Origin of the sequence: Enterobacter sp. SLBN-59 (assembly GCF_024807915.1) — a bacterium.
Classification (GTDB): domain Bacteria; phylum Pseudomonadota; class Gammaproteobacteria; order Enterobacterales; family Enterobacteriaceae; genus Enterobacter; species Enterobacter asburiae_B.
The window spans coordinates 1129233-1151537 of record NZ_JANUFI010000001.1 but is presented as its reverse complement, the minus strand read 5'-3'; the positions used below and the strand labels follow the sequence as shown (position 1 = coordinate 1151537).

18 protein-coding genes and 1 other RNA gene are annotated in these 22305 nt (G+C 59.8%); 4 read left to right on the top strand and 15 right to left on the bottom strand.

What is annotated here, in order from left to right; all coding sequences use genetic code 11:
- Positions 1-17 precede the first annotated feature (17 nt).
- From M2422_RS05390 to M2422_RS05370, 5 genes are read right to left on the bottom strand one after another with little or no spacing between them, the layout of a single operon-like run.
- Positions 18-788 carry a 3-hydroxybutyrate dehydrogenase gene (locus M2422_RS05390; RefSeq protein WP_064672327.1) on the bottom strand — a complete coding sequence of 257 codons (771 nt, stop codon included), beginning with the start codon at positions 786-788 and terminating at the stop codon, positions 18-20.
- Positions 789-798: 10 nt separating this feature from the next.
- Entirely contained in the window at positions 799-2190 is a 1392-nt protein-coding gene (locus M2422_RS05385; protein WP_023311304.1) for a GntP family permease, read from the bottom strand.
- Between the two features lie 44 nt (positions 2191-2234).
- The gene (locus tag M2422_RS05380) at positions 2235-3416 is read right to left on the bottom strand and encodes an acetyl-CoA C-acetyltransferase (RefSeq protein ID WP_064672328.1); all 1182 of its coding nucleotides are present in this window, start codon (positions 3414-3416) and stop codon (positions 2235-2237) included.
- Positions 3417-3425: 9 nt separating this feature from the next.
- Complete coding sequence (locus M2422_RS05375) at positions 3426-4082, bottom strand: CoA transferase subunit B (RefSeq protein WP_039262087.1); 657 nt, start codon at positions 4080-4082, stop codon at positions 3426-3428.
- Between the two features lie 2 nt (positions 4083-4084).
- On the bottom strand, positions 4085-4792 hold the full coding sequence (locus tag M2422_RS05370) for a CoA transferase subunit A (RefSeq protein ID WP_064672329.1): 708 nt from the start codon (positions 4790-4792) through the stop codon (positions 4085-4087).
- A 140-nt stretch (positions 4793-4932) separates the two neighbouring features.
- Here M2422_RS05370 and M2422_RS05365 point away from each other — a divergent pair, with 140 nt between their 5' ends.
- On the top strand, positions 4933-5856 hold the full coding sequence (locus tag M2422_RS05365; protein ID WP_033145286.1) for a LysR family transcriptional regulator: 924 nt from the start codon (positions 4933-4935) through the stop codon (positions 5854-5856).
- On the opposite strand, the gene M2422_RS05360 is transcribed toward M2422_RS05365, so the two are convergent.
- The 8 genes from M2422_RS05360 to M2422_RS05325 form a co-directional block, all read right to left on the bottom strand.
- Positions 5823-6602, bottom strand: coding sequence for a heme ABC transporter ATP-binding protein (locus tag M2422_RS05360; protein WP_033145287.1), 780 nt, complete (start codon positions 6600-6602; stop codon positions 5823-5825). The two genes, M2422_RS05365 and M2422_RS05360, sit on opposite strands and share 34 nt — an antisense overlap.
- Positions 6595-7587 carry an iron ABC transporter permease gene (locus M2422_RS05355; protein ID WP_064672330.1) on the bottom strand — a complete coding sequence of 331 codons (993 nt, stop codon included), beginning with the start codon at positions 7585-7587 and terminating at the stop codon, positions 6595-6597. The genes M2422_RS05360 and M2422_RS05355 overlap by 8 nt, the downstream gene beginning before the upstream one ends.
- Positions 7587-8408 (bottom strand): hemin ABC transporter substrate-binding protein, encoded by an 822-nt coding sequence (locus tag M2422_RS05350; RefSeq protein WP_033145289.1) that lies wholly within the window; start codon positions 8406-8408, stop codon positions 7587-7589. Before M2422_RS05350 ends, M2422_RS05355 begins: the two co-directional genes overlap by 1 nt.
- The gene (gene chuS / locus M2422_RS05345) at positions 8405-9433 is read right to left on the bottom strand and encodes a hematinate-forming heme oxygenase ChuS (RefSeq protein WP_064672331.1); all 1029 of its coding nucleotides are present in this window, start codon (positions 9431-9433) and stop codon (positions 8405-8407) included. Before chuS ends, M2422_RS05350 begins: the two co-directional genes overlap by 4 nt.
- A gap of 35 nt (positions 9434-9468) precedes the next feature.
- Positions 9469-11451 (bottom strand): TonB-dependent hemoglobin/transferrin/lactoferrin family receptor, encoded by a 1983-nt coding sequence (locus M2422_RS05340; protein WP_064672332.1) that lies wholly within the window; start codon positions 11449-11451, stop codon positions 9469-9471.
- A 77-nt stretch (positions 11452-11528) separates the two neighbouring features.
- The gene (gene hemP / locus M2422_RS05335; protein ID WP_032638304.1) at positions 11529-11711 is read right to left on the bottom strand and encodes a hemin uptake protein HemP; all 183 of its coding nucleotides are present in this window, start codon (positions 11709-11711) and stop codon (positions 11529-11531) included.
- 209 nt (positions 11712-11920) lie between these two features.
- Entirely contained in the window at positions 11921-12967 is a 1047-nt protein-coding gene (gene aroH, locus M2422_RS05330) for a 3-deoxy-7-phosphoheptulonate synthase AroH (RefSeq protein WP_033145292.1), read from the bottom strand.
- A gap of 152 nt (positions 12968-13119) precedes the next feature.
- The gene (locus tag M2422_RS05325) at positions 13120-13953 is read right to left on the bottom strand and encodes a pyruvate, water dikinase regulatory protein (protein WP_023311315.1); all 834 of its coding nucleotides are present in this window, start codon (positions 13951-13953) and stop codon (positions 13120-13122) included.
- Between the two features lie 335 nt (positions 13954-14288).
- Between M2422_RS05325 and ppsA the strand changes: the two genes are divergently transcribed.
- From ppsA to M2422_RS05310, 3 genes are all read left to right on the top strand, one after another.
- Complete coding sequence (ppsA, locus tag M2422_RS05320) at positions 14289-16667, top strand: phosphoenolpyruvate synthase (RefSeq protein ID WP_023311316.1); 2379 nt, start codon at positions 14289-14291, stop codon at positions 16665-16667.
- Positions 16668-16900: 233 nt separating this feature from the next.
- Complete coding sequence (locus M2422_RS05315) at positions 16901-18301, top strand: MFS transporter (RefSeq protein ID WP_033145293.1); 1401 nt, start codon at positions 16901-16903, stop codon at positions 18299-18301.
- Between the two features lie 3 nt (positions 18302-18304).
- Positions 18305-20680 carry a glycoside hydrolase family 3 N-terminal domain-containing protein gene (locus tag M2422_RS05310; RefSeq protein ID WP_064672333.1) on the top strand — a complete coding sequence of 792 codons (2376 nt, stop codon included), beginning with the start codon at positions 18305-18307 and terminating at the stop codon, positions 20678-20680.
- 5 nt (positions 20681-20685) lie between these two features.
- On the opposite strand, the gene rprA is transcribed toward M2422_RS05310, so the two are convergent.
- Positions 20686-20793: antisense sRNA RprA (rprA, locus tag M2422_RS05305), an RNA gene on the bottom strand.
- 209 nt (positions 20794-21002) lie between these two features.
- Positions 21003-22118 carry an AI-2E family transporter YdiK gene (ydiK, locus tag M2422_RS05300; RefSeq protein WP_064672334.1) on the bottom strand — a complete coding sequence of 372 codons (1116 nt, stop codon included), beginning with the start codon at positions 22116-22118 and terminating at the stop codon, positions 21003-21005.
- Positions 22119-22305: the final 187 nt, after the last annotated feature.

The following is a 22305-nucleotide window of genomic DNA, read 5'->3' as shown; positions in this document are numbered from 1 at the left end:
GCCTTACCCGGCAAAAATTACTGCGCAACCCAGCCGCCATCCATATTCCACGCGGCGCCGCGAACGTTCACGGCGCCATCGCTGCACAAAAACAGCGCCAGTTCACCCAGCTGCTCCGGAGTGACAAACTCGCCCGAAGGCTGTTTCTCTGCCAGAAGCCGATCGCGAGCCTGCTCCGGCGGCACGCCCTCAGCGATACGTTTGTCGATTTGCTGCTGCACCAGCGGCGTCAGTACCCAGCCGGGGCAGATGGTGTTGGCGGTAATACCGGTGCGGGCGGTTTCCAGCGCCAGCGATTTCGTAAAGCCCACTACGCCATGCTTGGCGGCCACGTAGGCTGACTTCTCTTTTGAGGCAACCAGCCCGTGAACGGAGGCGATATTAATGATGCGCCCCCAGTTTTTCTCGCGCATGGCGGGCAGCGCCAGCCTGCTGGTGTGAAATACCGAGGAGAGGTTGATGGCGATAATGTCGTTCCATTTCTCCACCGGAAACGCGTCAACCGGGGCGACATGCTGTATCCCGGCGTTGTTGACAAGAATGTCCACGCCGCCAAACTGCGATTCGGCGTAGCGCATCATGGCTTCAATTTGCAGCACGTCACGCAGGTCCGCATCGTGATAGCCCGGCTTTTTGCCCAGCTGCGCAATCTCTTCTCTTGCTGATTCGCTGTCGCCGAAACCGTTGAGGATCAGCTGCGCTCCGGCCTTCGCCAGCACGCGGGCGATCCCAAGTCCAATGCCGCTGGTCGAGCCCGTCACCAGCGCGGTCTTACCGTTCAGATTCATCTTTATCTCCTTACACAATGCCGGTCAGATAGAACACGGCAATGACAAAAAGCACTGCCAGACTTTTAATGAGGGTGATAGCAAAAATGCCGCCGTAGGCCTGACGATGGCTCAGGCCGGTAATCGCCAGCAGGGTAATCACCGCGCCGTTATGGGGAAGGGTATCCATCCCCCCGCTCGCCATCGAGGCCACGCGGTGCAGCACCTCAAGCGGGATATTGGCTGCGTGGGCGGCGGCGACAAACGAGTCTGACATGGCGGCGAGGGCAATACTCATCCCGCCGGACGCCGAGCCGGTGATCCCCGCAAGCACCGTCACGCTGATGGCCTCATTCAGCAGCGGATTGGGGATGGCCGCCAGCGCTTTGGATAACACCAGGAACCCGGGCAGGGCGGCGATCACCGCGCCGAAACCGTATTCCGAGGCGGTATTCATCGCCGCCAGAATGGCACCGCTCACCGCGGTCCGGCTGCCTTCAGCCAGACGCCCCCGGATATTGCGAAAGCCAAAAATCAGCACCAGCACGATGCCGGAGATCAGCGCCGCCTCGACGGCCCAGATGGCGGTGATCTTGCCCACCTCGGTCACAATGGGTTTCGCCAGGCCTGGCAGAGTCAGCTCGTGGGTCGTGCCGTACCAGCCGGGGATCCAGCGGGTAAACAGCAGGTTCAGTATACCCACCACAAGCAGCGGGGAGATAGCAATCAGCGGGTGTGGAAGGTTAATGTTATCCGGCGTTTCGGGTTCATTTTTCAGATCCGTGCCGTAGCCTTCGTTGTTATTGAACGCCTTACGACGCTGGCGCTCCAGCCAGAGCAGGCCAAAGATGATAATAAACAGAGAGCCGATAAGCCCCAGCCACGGCGCGGCCCAGGCGTTTGTGCCAAAGAAGCTGGTGGGGATGATATTCTGGATCTGCGGCGTGCCGGGCAGGGCGTCCATGGTAAACGAAAACGCCCCCAGCGCCACGGTGGCCGGGATCAGCCGCTTAGGGATGCCGCTCTGGCGGAACAGCTCCGCGGCAAAAGGGTAAACCGCAAACGCCACCACGAACAGCGACACGCCGCCGTAGGTTAACAGCGCGCACACCAGGACGATCACCGGAATAGCGTGGCGACGACCGAGGATCTGAATCGCGGCGGCGACGATGGAGCGTGAGAAACCGGAAAGCTCAATCAGCTTGCCGAAAACGGCCCCCAGCAGGAACACCGGGAAGTAGAGCTTGACGAAGCCCACCATTTTTTCCATAAACAGGCCGGTAAACGTCGGGCCGACGGCACCCGGATCGGTCAGCAGCACGGCGCCGAGCGCCGCAATCGGCGCAAACAAAATAACGCTGTATCCGCGATAGGCCGCCAGCATCAGCAGCGCCAGCGCCGCCAGGGCAATTAACACACTCATTACGACTCCTCACTTTAATTATTATTCGGGTATCAACGAGATGCTTAACGCTCGACGGTCAGAGCAATGCCTTGCCCGCCGCCCACGCACAGGGTGACGAGCCCTTTTTTGACGTCACGGCGCTGCATTTCGTACAGCAGCGTCACGAGGATGCGGCAGCCGGAGGCGCCAATCGGATGACCCAGGGCGATAGCGCCGCCGTTAACGTTCACCCTGCGCTCATCCCAGCCGAGCTGCTTGCCCACCGCCAGCGCCTGGGCGGCAAAGGCTTCATTGGCTTCAATGAGGTCCACGTCATCGAGCGTCCAGCCCGCCCGCGCCAGCGCCGTCCGGCAGGCGCTGACCGGTCCGATGCCCATTACCGACGGGTCAACGCCCGTCACGGCGTAGCTCACGATGCGACCGAGGATCGGCAAACCGCTCTCCCGCGCCTTTTCGCCGCTCATCAGCAGCACCGCGGCGGCACCGTCGTTGAGTGTCGACGCATTTCCGGCCGTGACCGTGCCTTCCGCCTGCAGAAAGGCGGGGCGCAGCTGCGCCAGCTGCTCAGCGGTGGTGCCAGGCCGGGGCTGTTCGTCACGGCTGACGATAAGCGGCGGTTTTTTACCCTGTTTCACCGTCACCGGCGCTATCTCGGCGTCAAAGCGACCCGCTTCGATGGCGGAGGCCGCTTTGTGCTGCGACCGGGCGGCGAAGGCGTCCTGCTGCTCGCGGGAAATGGCATTCTCCCGGGCGACGTTTTCAGCGGTGATCCCCATGTGATAATCGTTGAACGCGTCCCACAGACCGTCGGTAATCATGCTGTCCTGCAGGCCCGTATGGCCAAAACGCAGCCCTGAACGCGCGCCGTCCAGCAGATAGGGGGCGTTGCTCATGCTCTCCTGACCGCCAGCGATGGCCACGTTCGCGTCGCCGCAGCGGATCGCCTGCGCGGCGAGCTGCACCGCTTTTAGGCCCGCGCCGCACACCAGGTTGACCGTTGTCGCCGGCGTGCTGACGGGTAATCCGGAGGCGATGGCCGTCTGACGCGCGGGGTTTTGCCCGCATCCCGCCGTCAGCACCTGTCCGAAAATCAGTTCATCTACCTGTTCTTCGCGAAGATCGCTGTTCTCCAGCAGGTGCCGCACCGCGACGGCCCCCAGCTCAACCGCTGAAAGGGACGATAGCGAGCCGCGAAAACTGCCAATGGGGGTTCGCGTTGCCCCGACAATTATGACTTCTTTCATCGTGAGTCCTCAGTTGAAGCGCATCTCGCGAACGTTGTCCGCCACAATCATTTTCCCGGCTGTCTTAGCCGCAATTTCGTCGATGCTGACGCCGGGGGCGTATTCCCGCAGGATGAACGCGCCGTCCTCGATCTCCAGCAACGCGAGGTCGGTGAGGACCCGACGGATACAGCCCGCGCCCGTGAGCGGCAGCGTGCAGCGCGGCAGCAGCTTAGACTCACCGCTTTTCGAGGCGTGGGTCATCACCACAATGATGTTCTGCGCCCCGGCGACGAGATCCATCGCGCCGCCCATGCCCTTCACCATCTTTCCGGGGATCATCCACGAGGCGATATTGCCCTCGACGTCCACTTCAAACGCGCCCAGTACGGTCAGATCCACATGACCGCCGCGGATCATGGCAAACGACTGGGCCGAGTCGAAAATGGCCGCGCCGGTGCGCGCGGTCACGGTCTGTTTACCGGCGTTGATCATGTCGGCGTCAAGGCTCTGCTCGTCAGGAAAAGCCCCCATCCCCAGCAGTCCGTTTTCTGACTGGAGCATCACATCCATCCCGTCCGGAATGTAGTTCGCCACCAGGGTAGGGATGCCGATCCCCAGGTTGACGTAATACCCGTCGCGCAGCTCGCGGGCGACGCGCATGGCCATCTGTTCACGGGTTAACATCGTCAGACTCCTTCCGCGCGCAGGGTGCGCTGTTCAATGCGTTTTTCAAACTGGCCGACAATCAGCCTGTCGACGTAAATTCCCGGGGTATGAATGGCCGACGGGGGCAGCTCGCCCGGGGGAACTATCTCTTCCACCTCGACGACCGTTATCCGGCCCGCCGTTGCCATCAGCGGATTAAAATTTTGCGCGGTATGCCGATAGACAACGTTGCCGTACCAGTCCGCTTTCCAGCCCTTAATGAGCGCGAAATCGCCGGTAATGGCCTCTTCAAGGATGTAGTGCTTCCCCGAAAACTGGCGCACGTCTTTGCCGGCAGCCACGGGCGTGCCGTAGCCGGTGGCCGTGTAAAATGCCGGAATGCCCGCGCCGCCCGCGCGCACCTTTTCCGCCAGCGTGCCCTGAGGCGTGAGTTCAATCTCCAGTTCGCCGCTCAGCACCTGCCGCTCGAACAGGGCGTTCTCGCCGACGTAAGAGGCCACCACTTTGCGAACCTGCCGCGTTTCGAGCAGTATCCCGAGACCGAAACCGTCCACGCCGCAGTTGTTTGATACCACCGTCAGATCTTTCACCTGACGGCGTCTGACCTCTGCAATCAGGTTCTCCGGAATCCCGCACAGGCCGAAGCCGCCCGCCAGCAAGGTCATTCCGTCCGTCAGCCCATCCAGCGCCTGCGCATAGCTGCCGACGCGCTTGTCCAGTCCCGCCATAGTTATCCCTCCCGTTATCCGTGCCGGTATCATTAGGGGCGGCGACTCATTTGTTAATTTTGAATTTGTGACCCACTCATTTGGTTTTTTTATTAATTTACTGTTAACTAAATTTTTTCAATTAGTTAACAGGATGAAAAATGAGAATGAGTGTCAAACAGTTACGCGCGTTTTTAGCGGTAGCTCACACTCTCAATTTCGCGCACGCCAGCGAACGGCTGAATCTTTCCCAGCCGGCCCTGAGCCTGACGATTAAAGCGCTGGAGGATGCGCTCGGCGGACCGCTGCTGCAGCGGAGCACGCGCAAGGTCGCGCTGACGCAGGAGGGAGAGACGTTTTTGCCGATGGCGCGCCAGCTGCTTGCCGACTGGGATAACGTCGAAGAGGCGATGCACCAGTGCTTTACCCTGCAGCGCGGTAAAATTTCGGTTGCGGCCATGCCGTCGTTTGCCGCGAATGTCCTGCCCGAGGTGCTAAAAGCGTTTCGCGATCGCCATGCCGGGATCAACGTCACCGTGCATGATGTCATTAACGAGCAGGTGATAGAGATGGTGCGGGAAGGGCGGGTCGAGATGGGCATCGCCTTTGAGCCCGCGCCAACGCACAACCTGCTGTTTACCCCGCTGGGCCTCGACAGGTTTGTGGCCATTGTGCCAAAAGATTCCTCGCTGGCAGGCAAGAAGCGCCTGTCATGGGAAGAGCTGCTGACGCTGGATTTCATCACCCTGCAGCGCCCTTCGGCGGTACGTCTGATGATGGAGGAGGAGCTGGCGCGAAGCGGCAGAAAGCTGGACGTGGCGCTGGAGAGTCATCAGCTGGTGACGGTCGGGCGAATGGTCGCGAGCGGGCTGGGCGGCAGCGCCGTTCCGGCGCTCTGCGAGGCGCAGATGACGGCGCTGGGCGCGGTCTGTATTCCGCTGGATAACCCGCCGATAGAAAAGTGCATTGGAGCGATCCATCCAGGGCACACGCAGCTCTCTAAAGCGGCGCATGCCCTGCTGGAAACGCTGAAAGATTTTTACCAGCCCAATCAGGGGGCGAGAAACACCTGCGGCGCGGCGTGAGCCGGATGCCTGCCGACGATAACCTGCGCGCCGTACCAGCGCGCCAGCGCGTCGGCCTGCAAAACGGTTTCCGGTGCTCCCTGGGACACGATTCTGCCGTCATGCAGCAGCAGGATGCGGTCCGCCCACAGCGCCGCCAGATTAAGGTCGTGCAGCACCGCGCAAACGTGCAGATGACCCCGACGGGTCAGGGATTTCAGCAGGCGCAGCAGATGCTGCTGGTGATAGAGATCCATCGCAGACGTGGGTTCATCAAGGAACAGCCAGCCGCGCGGCGCGCCGTCGCACCAAAGCTGAGCCAGCGCGCGGGCGAGCTGGATGCGCTGCTGCTCGCCGCCGGAGAGTGCGGCAAACTGCCTGCCCGCCAGCGGTAAACAGCCGGTGACGGCCATGACCTCCTCAATAACCGTCGCTTCAGGCGTGCGGGTCCAGGGCGCTCGCCCCATACCGACGACCGCCTCAACCGGCCAGTCAAATCCGAGCTGCGTGTTCTGGCGCATTACCGCCCGGTAGCGGGAAAGCCTGTTCGGCTGCCAGGCCGCAAGCGGTGTGCCCGCCAGGCTGCACCGTCCGCCCGCAGGTTTAAGGTAGCCGGTCAGCAGCCGCAACAGCGTTGATTTCCCGGCGCCGTTGGGGCCAATCAGCGCCACCAGCTCGCCCTGAGATAAGGTCAGCGACACGTCGTCAATCAGCGTGCGTTGTCCGGCGCGAAAAACAAGGTTTTCAGCACAATAGCGTTCAGCCATGCGCACCTCCGCGACGAAAGATAAGCCACAGAAACCACGGCGCGCCGAGAAGGCTGGTCAGTAAGCCGACCGGCATTTCCGCCGGTGCGACCAGGCTGCGCGCCAGCGTATCGGCAACCAGCAGAAGCAACGCGCCGGCCAGCACCGAGCCGGGGAGCACGGCCCGGTGGTCGGCTCCCAGCCACATGCGCACCAGGTGCGGCACCACCAGGCCGACAAAGCCGATCACGCCGCTGACCGCAACGGCGGCGGCCACCAGCAGGGCGCTGCACAACAGCAGGATCCGCTGCACGGCGGCAACCTCCACGCCGAGGTAATGTGCCTCTTCGTCGCCCAGCTGCAGCAGGTTGAGGGCGCCTGCCAGACGCCAGATCGCGAGCGCGGTGGGAACCATCAGCGACGCGACGGCCAGCAGCGTTGACCACTGCGCCTGGCCGAGGCTGCCCATTCCCCAGAGTGAAAGCTGGCGAAGCTGGGCATCATTGCTGAGCCATGACAGCACCCCGACGGCCGCGCCGCACAGGGCGTTGATGGCAATTCCCACCAGCAGCAGGCGCGACAGGGAAGCGTCACGCTGTCGGCTGAGCAGGAAAATCACGAAGGTGGCGGCCAGCGCGCCGAGAAACGCCGCCAGCATCGGGGCATACAGCATCACCAGTGCAGGCAGCGAGAGCGGAAGAACCACCCACAGCGCAACGGCGAGCGCCGCGCCGCTGCTGATGCCGAGCAGTCCCGGGTCCGCCAGCGGATTTCGAAACAGCCCCTGCATCACGCAGCCCGCCAGCGCCAGTGAACCGCCGATCGCCAGCGCCAGCAGCACGCGAGGCAGGCGGATCGTCAGCCAGATTTGACGCAGTGCCTCGTCGGTGCCGTTCCACAGCAGGCTGATCGGCAGATGTAATGCCCCAACCCCGGTCGCTGCGAGCGTCATGATGGTCAGGATCGCGGTCAGCATCCATAACGATAAGGCGATCCGCCGGGACATCAGGGCAGCAGCTCCGCTTTGGCACGCAGCTGCTGGATGGCTTCCGGCGTTCGCACGCTGAAGCCCAGCAGCGCCATATCGTCAATCGCCAGCACCTGCTTGTTCCGTCCCGCCGGGGTTTGCGCCAGGCCGGGCAGCGTCCACAGATTCGCTTCACCGCCCAGGGCGTTGAGACCGTCCTGAGAAATCACCACCAGATCGGGTTGGCTGGCTATCGTGCCTTCCTGAGACAGCGGCTGATAGCGGGTAAACCCCTGCATCGCGTTCTGCAGCCCCGCCGCACGAATGGCAGCATCCGCGCCGGTCTGTTGTCCGGCGGCCATGGCGGTCATCCCGCCGTGGTTGAGAATAAACAGTACCCGCTTATTGAGCGGCGACGCGGGAAGCGCCGACAGTGCCTGGCGCAGCGTGCTGCGCAGGACCTCCCCCTCGACCTCGCGGTGCGTCGCTTCAGCGACGATCCGCACCTTTTCGTCAATGACGTTCAGGTCGTTACTGGCAGGAACAGCGATCACCCTGACGTGGCTTTGCTCAACCTGCTTTAGCGCCAGAGACGGCTGCGCCTGAGCGCTGGCCAGCACCAGCGTGGGGCGCATGGATAAGATCCCTTCCGCATTGAGCTGGCGCAGATAGCCCACGTCAGGCAGCGAATTCGCCGCCTGCGGCCACTGGCTGGTGCTGTCGCGGGCCACCAGCGAGGGCGCCGCGCCGAGAGCGTAGACAATCTCGGTGACGTCGCCGCCGAGGGTAACGATTTTCTCCTGCGGCGCCGCAGACGCCAGCAGGGGCAGGGCGCTAAGCAGGGCAAGCCACCGTTTCATGCGGCCAGCCCTTTCGCCGTTAAGGAGTCAATCTGGCTGCGCCACTGGCTCTGCTCCGGTTCGCCTTCCGTACGCTGGCCGTACAGCTGGGCGATTTGCGTTCCGTCGGCGGCAAACAGCTCCAGGCTGGTGACATGCCCGTCAGCCGTCGGCTTGCGCGTGACCCACGTTTCCGCAATGGATCCTTCAAGCAGATGCAGGGTAAAGGTTGGGTTAAAGACGTTCAGCCAGCCTTTCATTGGCACCAGCTTTTCCACCGCGCCGGTGAAGATCTGCACGCAGCCGCGGTTGCCGACGAAGACCATGATTTCGTTACCGTCCCGACGCGCCGTCTCCAGGAGCTGCGCCAGCGCGGTGTTTTCTACCCGGCAGGCCAGATCGTCACCCACCAGGCGAAACGCCTGCTGGCGGCTGAGGTTATGGCGCTTGAGCAGGCTGAAGAACTGATGAACGTCGGTCATGGCGCGCCACTCGTTATCCACGAGAGCGGCATTTGCGTTTTCTGCATGAGCCGGAGCATCGGCTATCCTCAACGCCAGCGGCGGGTTGTCGGCAAAGATAAAGCGGGTCAGCACGTCGCCCCAGGCGGAAACGTCGGTGTTGTCCGTGGCGTAGACCTTCAGCAGGGCATCGCCCTGGTGATCGAAGAACTGAATGCTCTGCCGCTCGCCGCGTGCGGTGGCTTCACTGATGTGAAACGCGCTCGACCACTGGTTGAGGAACAGGCGCAGATCCAGCGCGCGCGGGTTCAGCACCAGCCCGGCGTGGCCGTTCAGGTGCTGGTTGGTAAATCTCCCGACCTGCTCGTGTACGGCGTATTCGTTGCGGCAGATACATTTGGTTTCGCCCACCGCCTCCAGCGCGCCCAGGATCTCGCGGATTTCACCGCGCAGTCGCCAGGCGTCGTGACCTACGCGGGCAAAGGTCAGCTCTGCTTCACTGATGTTCATTAACCCCGCGACGTCGCGCGCGTACATACCCGGATTGGCTTCTTTTAGCTCAAGCCAGCGCGTGTAGTGATTCATTGTCTCTTCCTTCTGAATAGTTGCCCCGAAGGGAATTACCACTGATAGCTTACGAAAATCTTGCCGTTACGACCGTCCTGCGGAATGCCCTGAGGTGACCAGTACGCTTTGTCAAAGGCGTTGCCCAGCACCAGCGTAGTGGTCACGCCTTTGAGCCGCTCCTGGCCTTTGTAGCTCACGTAGAAATCGTTGACCGCATAGCCCGGCTGCTTGCTGTAGCTGCCGCTGATATGCGTTGAGCGATCGACAAAAGTACCGATCCAGCCGACGGAGAACCCGCTTTGCGCCACCGGGATATCCAGCTTGCTGGTGACGGTGTCCGGGTTAATGCTGGAGATGTACTCGCCCGTATCGGTGTCTTTTCCGCGCGTGCGGTTATAGGCCAGATCGAGGCTGAAGAGATCGGCCGAGTATTTTGCCATCATATCCCAACCCCAGATTTTGGCATTCGGGACGTTGTACGACATGGTGGTCGCGGCGGCAAAATCGACGGTGGTGGAGATATAGTCTTTGGCTTTGGTGTCGAAATAGCTGGCTTTAAACTCCAGCGCATCGTTGGCAAGCATCAGATTGTCAAAGCGCAGGCCAAAACCAAACTCCTGCGTTTCGTTGGTTTCCGGGCGCAGGTTCGGGTTTGGCACCCAGTAGTTGGTATAGAAGCGGCCAATGGAGAAGTGTTTGGCGTCGTTATACATTTCGCCCATGGTCGGCGCGCGGAAGGCCTGCGCGTAAGAGCCAAACAGCATCAGCCAGTCGGTTGGGCTGATGGTTAACCCGGCGCGGGATGACCACTTGTCTGCATCCACATCTTTGTAGCCGTCGCTGCTGCCGCGGTAGCTGTCATAGCGCGTGCCGCCCAGCAGGGTAACAGGCAGATCGCGCAGGGTGATCTCATCCTGCAGCCAGCCGGAGCTGAAGTCGATTTTCGCGTCCGGGAAGCCGGTGGTTGCCCCGCCCGGATGCTGCTCCTGACGATAGTATTCCCCGCCGTAGGTCAGAAGGTGTGCTGCAAAGGTGTCGCTGAACAGGCGGGTGCGGTTTTCCACCTTGCCGCCTTTGGTGGTCTGCTTGCGGAACTCACCGCTACCGTCGACGTTCTGGGCATTAATGCGCGCTTCGGACCAGTAGACCTTCGCGTCGGCGTCCAGCCAGTCGTACCCTTCCGGTGAAATGTGGTAGCCAACCTGCGCATCGCGCTGGATGGTGGAGCGGTCGGTCATCGGGTTACTGCTGTCCGCCCCGGTGGTTTGCGGGTTTTTCGGCTCCTGAGCGGCGTTATTGTAGTAGCGCAGGGAGCCGCTCAGGGTCTGGGCGGGGTCGATTTTCCAGCTGCCTTTCGCCAGCATGTTGTTGATGGATTCGTCGTTAGGCGCGGTTGCACCGTCGCTCTGGCGGACATCACCGCGATCCCGGCTGGACCAGGAGACCAGACCGTCAAGCGTATCGGTGCGGCCGTAGGCGCTGGCCCCCATCCCGAGGCTATGATCGCCCGTTGCGCCCGTTCCAAACACGCGGTAGCCGCTGTTTTTACCCGGTTCGAGCAGATCGTTGGCATCGGCGGTGTCATAAGAGATCACGCCGCCCAGCGCGCCGCTGCCGTACAGCAGGGCCGACGGGCCGCGGACCACCTCGATACGTTTGATTAGCGCGGGATCGAGAAAGGTGCTGTTCAGGTGACCGGTGTCGGTGCCCTGACGCACGCCGTCAACCAGCACCAGCACGCCGCGACGGTCATAGCCGCGCAGGTTGACGTCCTGCCCGTTAGTGCGCCCAGTGCCGTCCAGCGTCAGACCGGGGACGTTACGCAGCAGGTCGGCCGCCGAGCTTGCGGTTTGTTTCTCCGGCGCGCTGGCGTCAATTACGCTTACCATCATGGGCGCTTCAAAGGTGCTGCGGGCGTTGCCCGTGGCGGTGACGGTAATGTCGTCTGTGGCGGCGAACGCGATGCCCGGCAGGGCGCTAACAATCGCCAGCGCCAGAAGTGACGGACGTAAAGATGCGGAAGGCAGGTGTGGCATAGCAACTCTCCATAAGAAGTGAAAAGCGCTGGCTGCCTGGGTATCACCTGGGTGGCTGGCGTATTTTTAGGTGTTGTTTATTTTGTGAGGATCAGTTTTCCGGCATGGGTCTGGCGCAGAAGATAGCGCTGTCCGTCATGCTCGATAATGACCCGTCCCTCATCGCCGAGGAGGGTTTTGCTGTCAATGCGACGCTCGGCGGGGGCTGGCGCTGTGTGTGTTTTTGCTGGCGTTGCCGCGCTGTTATCCGTACGTGACATAATGTTTATAAATAACAATCAATGTAACAATGATAATCATTATCAATAAACTGCAAATTGACGGCAAGCATTTTTGTGAAAAAAGGGTGAGGGGATCAAATTTGGGGGTGAGGTGCGGTCTGATGCCCTCACTCCGACCCTCTCCCACAGGGAGAGGGAGAAGGGCACAATCGTAGGTCGGGTAAGCGCAGCGCCACCCGACAATAACATCAGAAGCGAGAATCTACCGCAGCTGCCAGCTTTTCCAGCAGCAGTTCGCTGTCTTCCCAGCTCAGGCACGGGTCGGTGATCGACTGGCCGTAAACCATCTGCTGTCCGGCAACGATTTTCTGCGTGCCTTCTTTGATAAAGCTCTCAGCCATAATCCCTGCAACGGCGGTCGAGCCGCTGCGGATCTGCTGGCAGATCTCATCGCAGACGTCCAGCTGGCGGCGATGCTGCTTCTGGCAGTTGCCGTGGCTGAAATCCACCACCAGATGTTCCGGCAGGTCGAACTCGGCCAGCGTTTCGCAGGCCGCCGCAATATCCTGGGCATGGTAATTGGGTTTCTTCCCGCCGCGCATAATGATATGCCCGTAAGGGTTACCGCTGGTCTGGTAGATGGTCATATGACCACTCTTGTCCGGCGACAGGAACATGTGGCTGGCACGGGCAGCGCGGATGGCATCAACCGCGATACGGGTGTTGCCATCGGTCCCGTTTTTGAAGCCGACCGGGCAGGAGAGGGCAGAGGCCATCTCACGGTGGATCTGGCTTTCGGTGGTGCGCGCGCCGATCGCGCCCCAGCTGATCAGATCGGCGATAAACTGCCCGGTCACCATATCGAGAAACTCGGTCGCCGTCGGAACGCCCAGCTCGTTGACCTGTAAAAGCAGCTTCCGCGCCAGCTCGATACCGTGGTTAACGCGATAGCTGCCGTTGAGGTCAGGGTCGGAAATCAGGCCTTTCCAGCCCACCACGGTGCGCGGTTTTTCAAAGTAGGTCCGCATCACGATCTCAAGGCGATGCTGGTACTTATCCCGCAGTCCCTGGAGTCGTTTTGCATAATCCATCGCGGCATCCAGATCGTGGATGGAGCAAGGCCCAATCACCACCAGAAGACGTTTGTCTTCACCGTTCAGGATTTTTTCAATGCGGCGGCGGGAGGCCGTCACATGTTCCGCGACGGCGGCGGAAACGGGATGCCGCTGTGCCAGTTCAGCCGGCGTGACCAGGCTGTCAATGCGCGCAGTGCGGAGTTCATCGGTTTTATTCATGGAATGTCTCAGAAAATTTTTGCTTCATCGGCAGACTACCGGGAAGTGATGGGCATCACCTTAAACCAATCCCTGCTGATTTCAAGTTCGGGGCGACACCGCCCCGTGGTTGCAGGTGATGATACCTGAATCTGAGTTAATGTACTAGCATATTAGTACATGCGGCGATTAAGCCCCATGATGTCGAGAATTTTGGTGGCAATTTCTTCAACCGAATAGTTGGTGCTGTTCAGCCACGGGATCTGGTTTTTACGGTACAGCGCTTCCACTTCGGAGACTTCCATCCGGCACTGGCGCATGGAGGCGTATCGGCTGTTCTCGCGACGCTCCTCGCGGATGGCCGCAAGGCGTTCAGGGTTGATCGTCAGGCCGAACAGCTTGTGCTGCAGCGGCTTAAGGGCGGCGGGCAGCACCAGGTTATCCATGTCGTCGGCGATAAACGGGTAGTTTGCGGCGCGAATGCCAAACTGCATCGCCAGATAAAGGCTGGTCGGGGTTTTGCCGCAGCGCGACACGCCAAGCAGGATCACCTGCGCCTGGTCGAGATTTCGCAGCGAAATACCGTCGTCGTGGGCCAGGGTGTAGTCGATAGCGGCGATACGCGCGTCGTACTTGGTCAGGTTGCCGGGGTTCAGCCCGTGGGTTCGGTGGGCAATCGGGGTCGGGTCGAGCTTAAGCTCGCTCTGCAGCGGCGCCACCAGCGCCTGCACGATATCCTGGCAGAAGCCTTCACTTTGCAGAATGATGGAGCGAATCTCGGGGATCACGATAGAGTAGAACACCAGCGGGCGGACGCCTGTCTGCTGGTAGATGGCGTCAATCTGGTCCTTCACCGCTTTGGCGCGGCTCTCGTTTTCGACAAACGGCAGCGTGATGCTGTTAATCGAGACGGGAAACTGCGACATCACCGCGTGGCCCAGCACCTCGGCGGTGATCGCCGTACCATCAGAAATATAAAAAACGTGGCGATCGACAGCACTATCCATTTTACTCACCCTGAATATCAGACCTAATTGTCTGAAAGCATAAATTAAAAAAGTAAATTACACAGCAAAGAACTTATCCTAATTATGAATGAAACACTGTTTTTGATTTTCCTGAAAAGTGGATTTCATTTTTCAAATAGCGACTTTATTTTTGGGGTTTCTGGCTGAATATAGAGGAATCATCGGGTTAATCGTTGATGGGAAAGTATCCGAAAAGTTGAAATTTTAAATTGCTTACACGATTCACCGTTTTTTTAGCGGAAATAAATATGCCAGTATAAATACGTAGTCAGGTGTTACTTACTCCGATCAAATATCACAAAAGGATTGTTTCGATGTCCAACAATGGCTCGTCACCGCTGGTGCTTTGGTATAACCAACTCGGCATGAATGATGTAGACAGAGTTGGGGGCAAAAATGCCTCCCTGGGTGAAATGATTACAAATCTGTCGGGTATGGGTGTCTCCGTACCGAACGGGTTTGCCACCACCGCCGATGCCTTTAACCTGTTTTTAGACCAGAGCGGTGTTAACCAGCGCATTTACGACCTGCTGGATAAAACGGATATTGATGACGTAACCGAGCTTGCCAAAGCCGGGGCGCAGATCCGCCAGTGGATCATCGACACACCTTTCCAGCCGGAACTGGAAAAAGCCATTCACGACGCGTACAACCAGCTCTCAGCTGACGATGCGCAGGCCTCCTTTGCCGTACGTTCCTCTGCGACCGCAGAAGATATGCCGGACGCCTCGTTTGCCGGGCAGCAGGAAACCTTCCTGAACGTCCAGGGTTACGATGCGGTGCTGGTGGCGGTGAAGCACGTGTTTGCTTCCCTGTTCAACGATCGCGCCATCTCCTATCGCGTGCACCAGGGCTACGACCATCGCGGCGTGGCGCTCTCTGCTGGCGTGCAGCGCATGGTGCGCTCGGACGTGGGCTCATCCGGCGTGATGTTCTCCATTGATACCGAATCCGGCTTCGACCAGGTGGTGTTTATCACCTCCGCGTGGGGGCTGGGTGAGATGGTGGTGCAGGGCGCGGTAAACCCTGACGAATTTTACGTCCACAAGCCAACGCTGGCCGCTGGCCGTCCGGCGGTGGTGCGCCGCACCATGGGCTCGAAAAAAATCCGCATGATCTATGCCCCGACCCAGGAGCATGGCAAGCAGGTTAAAATTGAAGATGTACCGCAGGAGCAGCGCGACCGCTTCTCCCTGACCGACGCCGAAGTGCAGGAACTGGCGAAGCAGGCGGTGCAGATCGAAAAACACTACGGCCGTCCGATGGACATCGAATGGGCAAAAGACGGTAACACCGGCAAGCTGTTTATCGTGCAGGCGCGTCCGGAAACCGTCCGCTCGCGCGGTCAGGTGATGGAGCGTTATACGCTGCACGCGCAGGGTAAAATCGTGGCGGAAGGCCGCGCCATCGGTCACCGCATCGGTGCCGGTCCGGTCAAAGTGATCCACGACATCAGCGAGATGAACCGTATTGAGCCAGGCGACGTGCTGGTGACCGACATGACCGACCCAGACTGGGAACCGATCATGAAGAAAGCGGCGGCTATCGTCACCAACCGCGGCGGTCGTACCTGCCACGCGGCGATCATTGCCCGCGAGCTGGGCATTCCCGCGGTTGTCGGCTGCGGTGACGCCACCGAACGCATGAAGGACGGGCAGAACGTGACCGTCTCCTGTGCCGAAGGCGATACCGGCTACGTCTACGCCGATATCCTCGACTTCAGCGTGAAGAGCTCCAGCGTGGATACCATGCCGGACCTGCCGCTGAAGATCATGATGAACGTCGGCAACCCGGACCGCGCGTTTGACTTCGCCTGCCTGCCGAACGAAGGCGTTGGCCTGGCGCGTCTGGAATTTATCATCAACCGTATGATCGGCGTTCACCCGCGTGCGCTGCTGGAGTTTGACGACCAGGATCCGAAGCTGCAGAACGAAATCCGCGAGATGATGAAAGGCTACGACTCACCAAAAGAGTTCTACGTCGGTCGTCTGACCGAAGGGATCGCGACGCTGGGCGCCGCCTTCTATCCGAAACGCGTGATCGTGCGTCTGTCAGACTTTAAGTCTAACGAATACGCCAATCTGGTAGGCGGCGAGCGCTACGAGCCGGAAGAAGAGAACCCGATGCTGGGCTTCCGCGGAGCCGGACGCTACGTGTCCGACAGCTTCCGCGACTGCTTTGCGCTGGAGTGCGAGGCGGTGAAACGCGTGCGCAACGACATGGGGCTGACAAACGTCGAAATCATGATCCCGTTCGTGCGTACCGTTGATCAGGCGAAAGCCGTTGTGGACGAGCTTGCGCGTCAGGGTCTGAAGCGCGGCGAGAACGGGCTGAAGATCATCATGATGTGCGAAATCCCGTCCAACGCCCTGCTGGCCGAGCAGTTCCTGGAGCACTTCGACGGCTTCTCTATCGGCTCGAACGACATGACGCAGCTGACGCTGGGTCTGGACCGCGACTCCGGCGTGGTCTCCGAGCTGTTCGACGAGCGCAACGAGGCGGTGAAAGCGCTGCTCTCCATGTCCATCCGCGCGGCGAAGAAGCAGGGTAAATACGTCGGGATCTGCGGTCAGGGTCCATCCGACCATGAAGACTTTGCCGCATGGCTGATGGAAGAGGGGATCGATAGCCTGTCCCTGAACCCGGACACCGTGGTGCAAACCTGGCTGAGCCTGGCGGAACTGAACAAGTAACGCCACGCTGACCCGAAAAGGCGAGGATATTATTCCTCGCCTTTTTTATTTCATTTCTTATTTGCTCCCCATCACAAATAAAGTAAAAAACCAAATATCATAATTTGTCTGTCAATTTAGACAATTGTTAGCGCGCAAACCGTTGCTAATACTTGAGCCTTACTGCGCATTTCCCTTAAGAAGATGCGCAACTGGTTGAAATACGTTTTAACCTGATAAAAAGGCAAATAACAATGACTCTCTCCTCTGTATTGCGTACCAAAGATAAAATAGGTTATGGCTTAGGCGATATGGCCAGCGCGCTGGTCTGGCAAACGGCTACCTTATTTCTCGCTTATTTTTATACAGACGTATTTGGGCTGCCCGCCGCGATTATGGGCACCATGTTTTTAGTGGTGCGCGTGGTCGATGCGTTTGTCGATCCGTGCATTGGCGCACTGGTTGACCGCACCCGGACGCGTCACGGACGTTTCCGTCCCTGGCTGCTGTGGTTTGCTATCCCGTTTGGCGTGAGCTGCCTCATTACCTTCTATGTGCCGGACGTTGGGCCGACGGCAAAAATCGTTTACGCCTGCGTGACCTACGCGATTTTAAGCCTGATTTACTCCGCGATTAACGTGCCTTACTGCGCCATGCCCGGCGCGCTGACGCTGGACCCGCGCGAGCGTCATTCTCTGCAGTCGTGGCGCTTTGGCCTGTCGTTTATCGGCGGGCTGATCGTGACGGTTATTGCCCTGCCGCTGGTCTCACTGTTAGGCCAGGGCAACGTGCAGAAAGGCTATTTCTATGCCATGAGCCTGATGGGTCTGCTGGGAATTGTGCTGTTCTTCTGCTGTTTCCTGATGACCCGCGAGCGTTATTCTCCGCGCAATGATACCTCCGGCTCCATGCTCACCGATTTAAAACTGCTGGCCGGGAACAGCCAGTGGCGGATTGTTTTTCTGTTTAATATTTTGCTGTTAACGGCGGTGGTGACGCGCGGTTCCGCCACCATGTATTACGTGAACTATGTGCTGCTGCGTCCGGATCTGGTTTTTGCCTTTATTGTTTCCGGCATGGTGGCCTCCTTAAGCGGCGCATTATTATCTGAACGGCTGCTGGGGAAATTTGACCGCGTGCGCGCCTACCAGTGGACGATTATCTCCTTCGTTATCTTCGGCGCGCTGATTTTCTTCCTGCCTCCTTCACAGGTGTGGCTAATCTTTGGCCTTAACATCGTCTTTAGCTTTATTCAAAACCTCACCACGCCGCTGCAGTGGACCATGTTCTCCGATGTGGTCGACTACGAAGAGCACCGCAGCGGCCGTCGTCTGGACGGGCTGGTCTTCTCCACCGCGCTGTTTGCCATCAAGTTTGGCCTGGCGCTGGGTGGGGCGGTCGTCGGTTGGGTGCTTGGCATGGTGGATTACGCCCCGGGCCAGGCAACCCAGGCGCCAGGCGTTCTCTCGACCATTAACGCGCTGTTCACCCTTATCCCTTGCGCGCTGTTCCTCTGCATGGTCGCGCTGCTTGCTATCTACAAACTCAACAGCCGGCTGGTGGATTCCATCGCCCGGGAGCTGGCCAGCAAGCGTGAAGTCAGACCCGAAGCGGGGCAGCTTCGCCCGGCAACCCCTTCCGCACTACAGGAGTAAAATATGACGACTATCTATAAGGACGCGGGACGTCCCGTGCACGAGCGCGTCGCCGATTTACTGGCGCGCATGACCCCGGAAGAGAAGTTCGCCCAGATGCACGCGTACTGGCTGATCCTCGATGAAAACGGTAACCACCGCGAGCGCAGCGATCTGAGTGACGAATTCGCCGGCGTGAGCGAGCAGGCTGCGCTCAGCGAACGGCTGAAGCTGGGCGTCGGGCAGATCACGCGGCCGCTGGGCACCCACATCGTTGACGCGAAGACCGGCGTGCGCGCGGCGAACCGCCTGCAGCGCATGATGATGGAAGAGACGCGTCTTGGCATTCCGGCGCTGTTCCACGAGGAGTGTCTGGTGGGGCTGCTGTGCAAAGACGCCACCCTTTTCCCGTCGTCATTGAACTACGGTTCGACCTGGGATCCGGAGCTGGTGCAGCGGGCGGCAGAGCAGATTGGCAAAGAGGCGCGCTCCGTCGGCTGCCAGCAGGGGCTGGCACCGGTGCTGGACGTATCCCGCGACGTGCGCTGGGGGCGAACGGAAGAGACCTTCGGGGAGGATCCCTGGCTGGTGGGCGTAATGGCGACCGCCTACGTGAAGGGCTTACAGGGCGATAAGCGCGATCTGCTGGCGACGCTCAAGCATTACGTGGGGCATTCGTTCAGCGAAGGAGCGCGCAACCATGCGCCGGTCCACCTGGGGTTCAGCGAGCTGAACGACACCTTCCTGCTGCCGTTCGAAATGGCGGTCAAGCTGGCAAACGCCGGTTCGGTGATGCCCGCGTACCACGATATTGATAACCAGCCGGGGCACAGCGACAGCTTCCTGTTGACCACCGTCCTGCGAGAGCAGTGGGGGTTCGACGGGATTATTGTCGCGGACTACGGCGGCGTAAGCCTGCTGCACCAGCACCATGGGATTTCCCACGATGCGGCCGAATCTGCTGCGCTGGCGTTCAACGCCGGGCTGGACGTTGAGCTGCCGAAAGACGACTGCGCGCGGCATCTGGCGGAAGCGGTAGAGCGCGGGCTGATCTCTATGGCGAAGGTCGACGAGATCGTGGCGCGTACGCTGACGGAAAAATTCCGCCTTGGCCTGTTTGAAAAGCCGTACGCGGATGAAAACGGTATCGATCTGCAAAACGATATGACCCGCCAGGCCGCGCGGGAGGTGGCGACGAAATCGCTCACGCTGCTGGAAAACAACGGCATTTTACCGCTCGGGGGCAAACCCCGCGTGGCGGTAGTGGGGCCGACGGCAGACGATCCGCTGGCATTACTCAGCGGCTACAGCTTCCCGGTGCATTTGATCATCAGCGATATGGTGGAAGAGACCTCGCAGGTCACGACCCCGCGCGCGGCGCTGGAGCAGTATCTCGGTGCATCGAACGTCCGCTATGCCAAAGGGTGCCACATCATCGAAAAACGGATGGCGGGCGCGCCGGTCTTCCCTGGCGACAGCGGCGGCAAACCGATGCAGCAGTCGCCGGTATCGCAAAGTACCGCCCCGATCCCCGAGGCCGTGAACGCCGCGCAGGAGAGTGACGTGGTGGTGGCCTGCGTGGGCGATCTCGCCGGGCTGTTCCAGAGCGGTACCGTGGGGGAAGGTTCCGATACCGATTCCCTGAACCTGCCGGGCGTGCAGCAACAGCTGCTGGAAGCGCTGGTCGCCACCGGTAAACCGGTGATTGTGGTGATGACCGGGGGGCGTCCATACAACCTGCAGGGTCTGGAAGATAAGGTCGCGGCGCTGATGATGGCCTGGGCGCCGGGGCAGGAAGGGGGCTGGGCGATTGCGGACGTGTTAACCGGGCGTGCGGAGCCGCAGGGTCGTCTGGTGGTGAGCGTACCGAAAAGCGCCGGTGCGATGCCGTATTACTACAATCACAAGCTCAAAAGCGGCGGCACGCCGTTTGCGTTCCATTTCGGCTCACGTTACCCGTTTGGCTTCGGCCTCGGCTGGACGACGTTTAGCTGGGGCGCTGTCCGCGTCGCCGAAAGCAGCGTACCGGTCGACGGTGAGGTGAGGCTGAGCGTGGATATCACCAATACCGGAGAGCGCAGCGGCAGCGAGGTGGTGCAGGTTTACGTCAGGGATAAGGTCGCCACGCAGGTGCGGCCGCTTCAGGAGCTGAAGGCCTTCCAGCGCGTCACGCTCTCGCCGGGAGAAACCGCCACGCTCACCTTCACGCTGCCGGTTGAGATGTTCAACTTCACCCGTCGCGACGGAAAACGCATCGTCGAGCCGGGCGAGTTTGAGCTGCAGGTTGGCGCATCGTCGGCGGATATCCGCGAGACGGTGATGGTCAATGCGACAGGGGAAACGCGGGTGTTGCCGGCTGAGTGGCGGATGCTCAGTACCTGTGAGGTTCAACGCGCGTAGTCAGAATAAAAAAAAGCCCATCGTGGGAGATGGGCAAAGACTACACACAGCAATTCGTTGTTTCACTCAGGGGATTTCCATGCTTATAAATCAAGGTGTTGATTTATAACCGTGTGCTAATAGTAGGCATTGTGTTATTTAGCGTCGATCGGATTCGTCTCAATAGTTAAAGAGACGTAAAGAATTCTTGAGGTTATTAGCAGACTTACTGCTGAAAAGGCGGGTCTGACCAGTGAGCAACGAATAAATACTTTAGCAGTGTTTAAGTATCATGCGGGAAAGTGTAGGCCGGGTGAGCGTTAACGCCACCCGGCAGCATACCTTAATGCGTGTTCTTCTCTTCCAGCTCTTCCAGTTCGCTCAAAATCACGTCCGGGTCAGTTCCCGGCGGCGGAATTTCATGCACCCAGGCAGAGAACAGACGCCAGGTGACGGCGAGCAGCACCGGGCCGATGAACAGGCCAATCATGCCAAAGGCAATCAATCCGCCAATGACCCCGGAGAGGATCAGGATCAGCGGCAGGTCTGCGCCCATGCGGATGAGGATCGGACGAATCACGTTATCCATGGTGCCGACCACGCAGCTCCAGACCAGCAGCACCGTTCCCCACGTGGTATCGCCCGTCCAGTAGAGCCAGATAATGCTGGGAACCAGCACCAGCAGAGGTCCCAGTTGCGCAAGACAGGTCATCAGCATGACCACGGTGAACACGGTGGCGTACGGTACGCCGGAAATCGCCAGACCGATCCCGCCCAGCACCGCCTGCACCAGCGCGGTGACCACCACGCCCAGCGCAACCGCGCGCACGGCCTGCGCGGCCAGCAGCACCGCCGCGTCACCGCGTTTGCCCGCCAGGCGGGTGGCAAAGTGACGAACGCCTAAAGCCACCTGCTCGCCGCGCCAGTAGAGCAGGGCGCTGAAGAGCAGCATCAGGGTACAGTGCATCATAAAGCGGCCGATATGCGCCGCTTGCCCGACAAACCAGGTGGTGGTGGTGCCAATGTACGGGCGGACTTTTGCCATCAGCGCGCTGCCGCCCATCTCCAGCAGGCTATGCCAGCCGCTGTAGAGTTTGGCGCCCACCAGCGGAATGCTGTTCAGCCAGGCGAGATCCGGCAGCGTCAGGTCGCCGCTGCTAATGGCGCGAATAACCGGGCCACTGGAATCCACCAGGCTATTTACCAGCAGGGCAATCGGAATGATAAACAGCAGGAACAGCAGGAGCGTCATGACCAGCACGGCGAGCCCGCGGCGGCCAAACAGCAGCTTCTGCAAGCGCAGCAGCAAAGGCCACGTGGCCACGACAACGGTCGCAGCCCACGCAAAGCCGAGAATAAAGGGTTGAACAATCCACAGACACGCAATAATCATGAGGGCCAGAAACAGCACCGACAGCAAAATTTGCGCAACATCCCTGGGCTGGCGAACATTGACCATAAATGAAACTTTCCTTAAAAGAACGCCAGTACGACTGGCGGGAACGGAAAACCGCGTCTCTTTAATCATTAATGATCTCAGCGGTTTTTAACAGGCGAATTCTGCCTGTAATTCAGCAGAGATTATAAGAAAAAAATGTGATAAAACTTTTAAGATACACGCAAACGATTTCATACAACTCTAATTA

Excerpts from the sequence above, each read along its gene's own strand:
- M2422_RS05390 (WP_064672327.1), bottom strand. The coding sequence starts at position 788 with ATGAATCTGAACGGTAAGACCGCGCTGGTGACGGGCTCGACCAGCGGC.
- ppsA (WP_023311316.1), top strand. The coding sequence starts at position 14,289 with ATGTCCAACAATGGCTCGTCACCGCTGGTGCTTTGGTATAACCAACTC.
- M2422_RS05350 (WP_033145289.1), bottom strand. The coding sequence starts at position 8,408 with ATGAAACGGTGGCTTGCCCTGCTTAGCGCCCTGCCCCTGCTGGCGTCT.
- M2422_RS05380 (WP_064672328.1), bottom strand. The coding sequence starts at position 3,416 with ATGAAAGAAGTCATAATTGTCGGGGCAACGCGAACCCCCATTGGCAGT.
- M2422_RS05365 (WP_033145286.1), top strand. The coding sequence starts at position 4,933 with ATGAGAATGAGTGTCAAACAGTTACGCGCGTTTTTAGCGGTAGCTCAC.
- M2422_RS05310 (WP_064672333.1), top strand. The coding sequence starts at position 18,305 with ATGACGACTATCTATAAGGACGCGGGACGTCCCGTGCACGAGCGCGTC.
- M2422_RS05385 (WP_023311304.1), bottom strand. The coding sequence starts at position 2,190 with ATGAGTGTGTTAATTGCCCTGGCGGCGCTGGCGCTGCTGATGCTGGCG.
- M2422_RS05325 (WP_023311315.1), bottom strand. The coding sequence starts at position 13,953 with ATGGATAGTGCTGTCGATCGCCACGTTTTTTATATTTCTGATGGTACG.
- M2422_RS05315 (WP_033145293.1), top strand. The coding sequence starts at position 16,901 with ATGACTCTCTCCTCTGTATTGCGTACCAAAGATAAAATAGGTTATGGC.
- M2422_RS05355 (WP_064672330.1), bottom strand. The coding sequence starts at position 7,587 with ATGTCCCGGCGGATCGCCTTATCGTTATGGATGCTGACCGCGATCCTG.
- ydiK (WP_064672334.1), bottom strand. The coding sequence starts at position 22,118 with ATGGTCAATGTTCGCCAGCCCAGGGATGTTGCGCAAATTTTGCTGTCG.
- M2422_RS05360 (WP_033145287.1), bottom strand. The coding sequence starts at position 6,602 with ATGGCTGAACGCTATTGTGCTGAAAACCTTGTTTTTCGCGCCGGACAA.
- hemP (WP_032638304.1), bottom strand. The coding sequence starts at position 11,711 with ATGTCACGTACGGATAACAGCGCGGCAACGCCAGCAAAAACACACACA.
- M2422_RS05340 (WP_064672332.1), bottom strand. The coding sequence starts at position 11,451 with ATGCCACACCTGCCTTCCGCATCTTTACGTCCGTCACTTCTGGCGCTG.
- aroH (WP_033145292.1), bottom strand. The coding sequence starts at position 12,967 with ATGAATAAAACCGATGAACTCCGCACTGCGCGCATTGACAGCCTGGTC.
- M2422_RS05370 (WP_064672329.1), bottom strand. The coding sequence starts at position 4,792 with ATGGCGGGACTGGACAAGCGCGTCGGCAGCTATGCGCAGGCGCTGGAT.
- M2422_RS05375 (WP_039262087.1), bottom strand. The coding sequence starts at position 4,082 with ATGTTAACCCGTGAACAGATGGCCATGCGCGTCGCCCGCGAGCTGCGC.
- chuS (WP_064672331.1), bottom strand. The coding sequence starts at position 9,433 with ATGAATCACTACACGCGCTGGCTTGAGCTAAAAGAAGCCAATCCGGGT.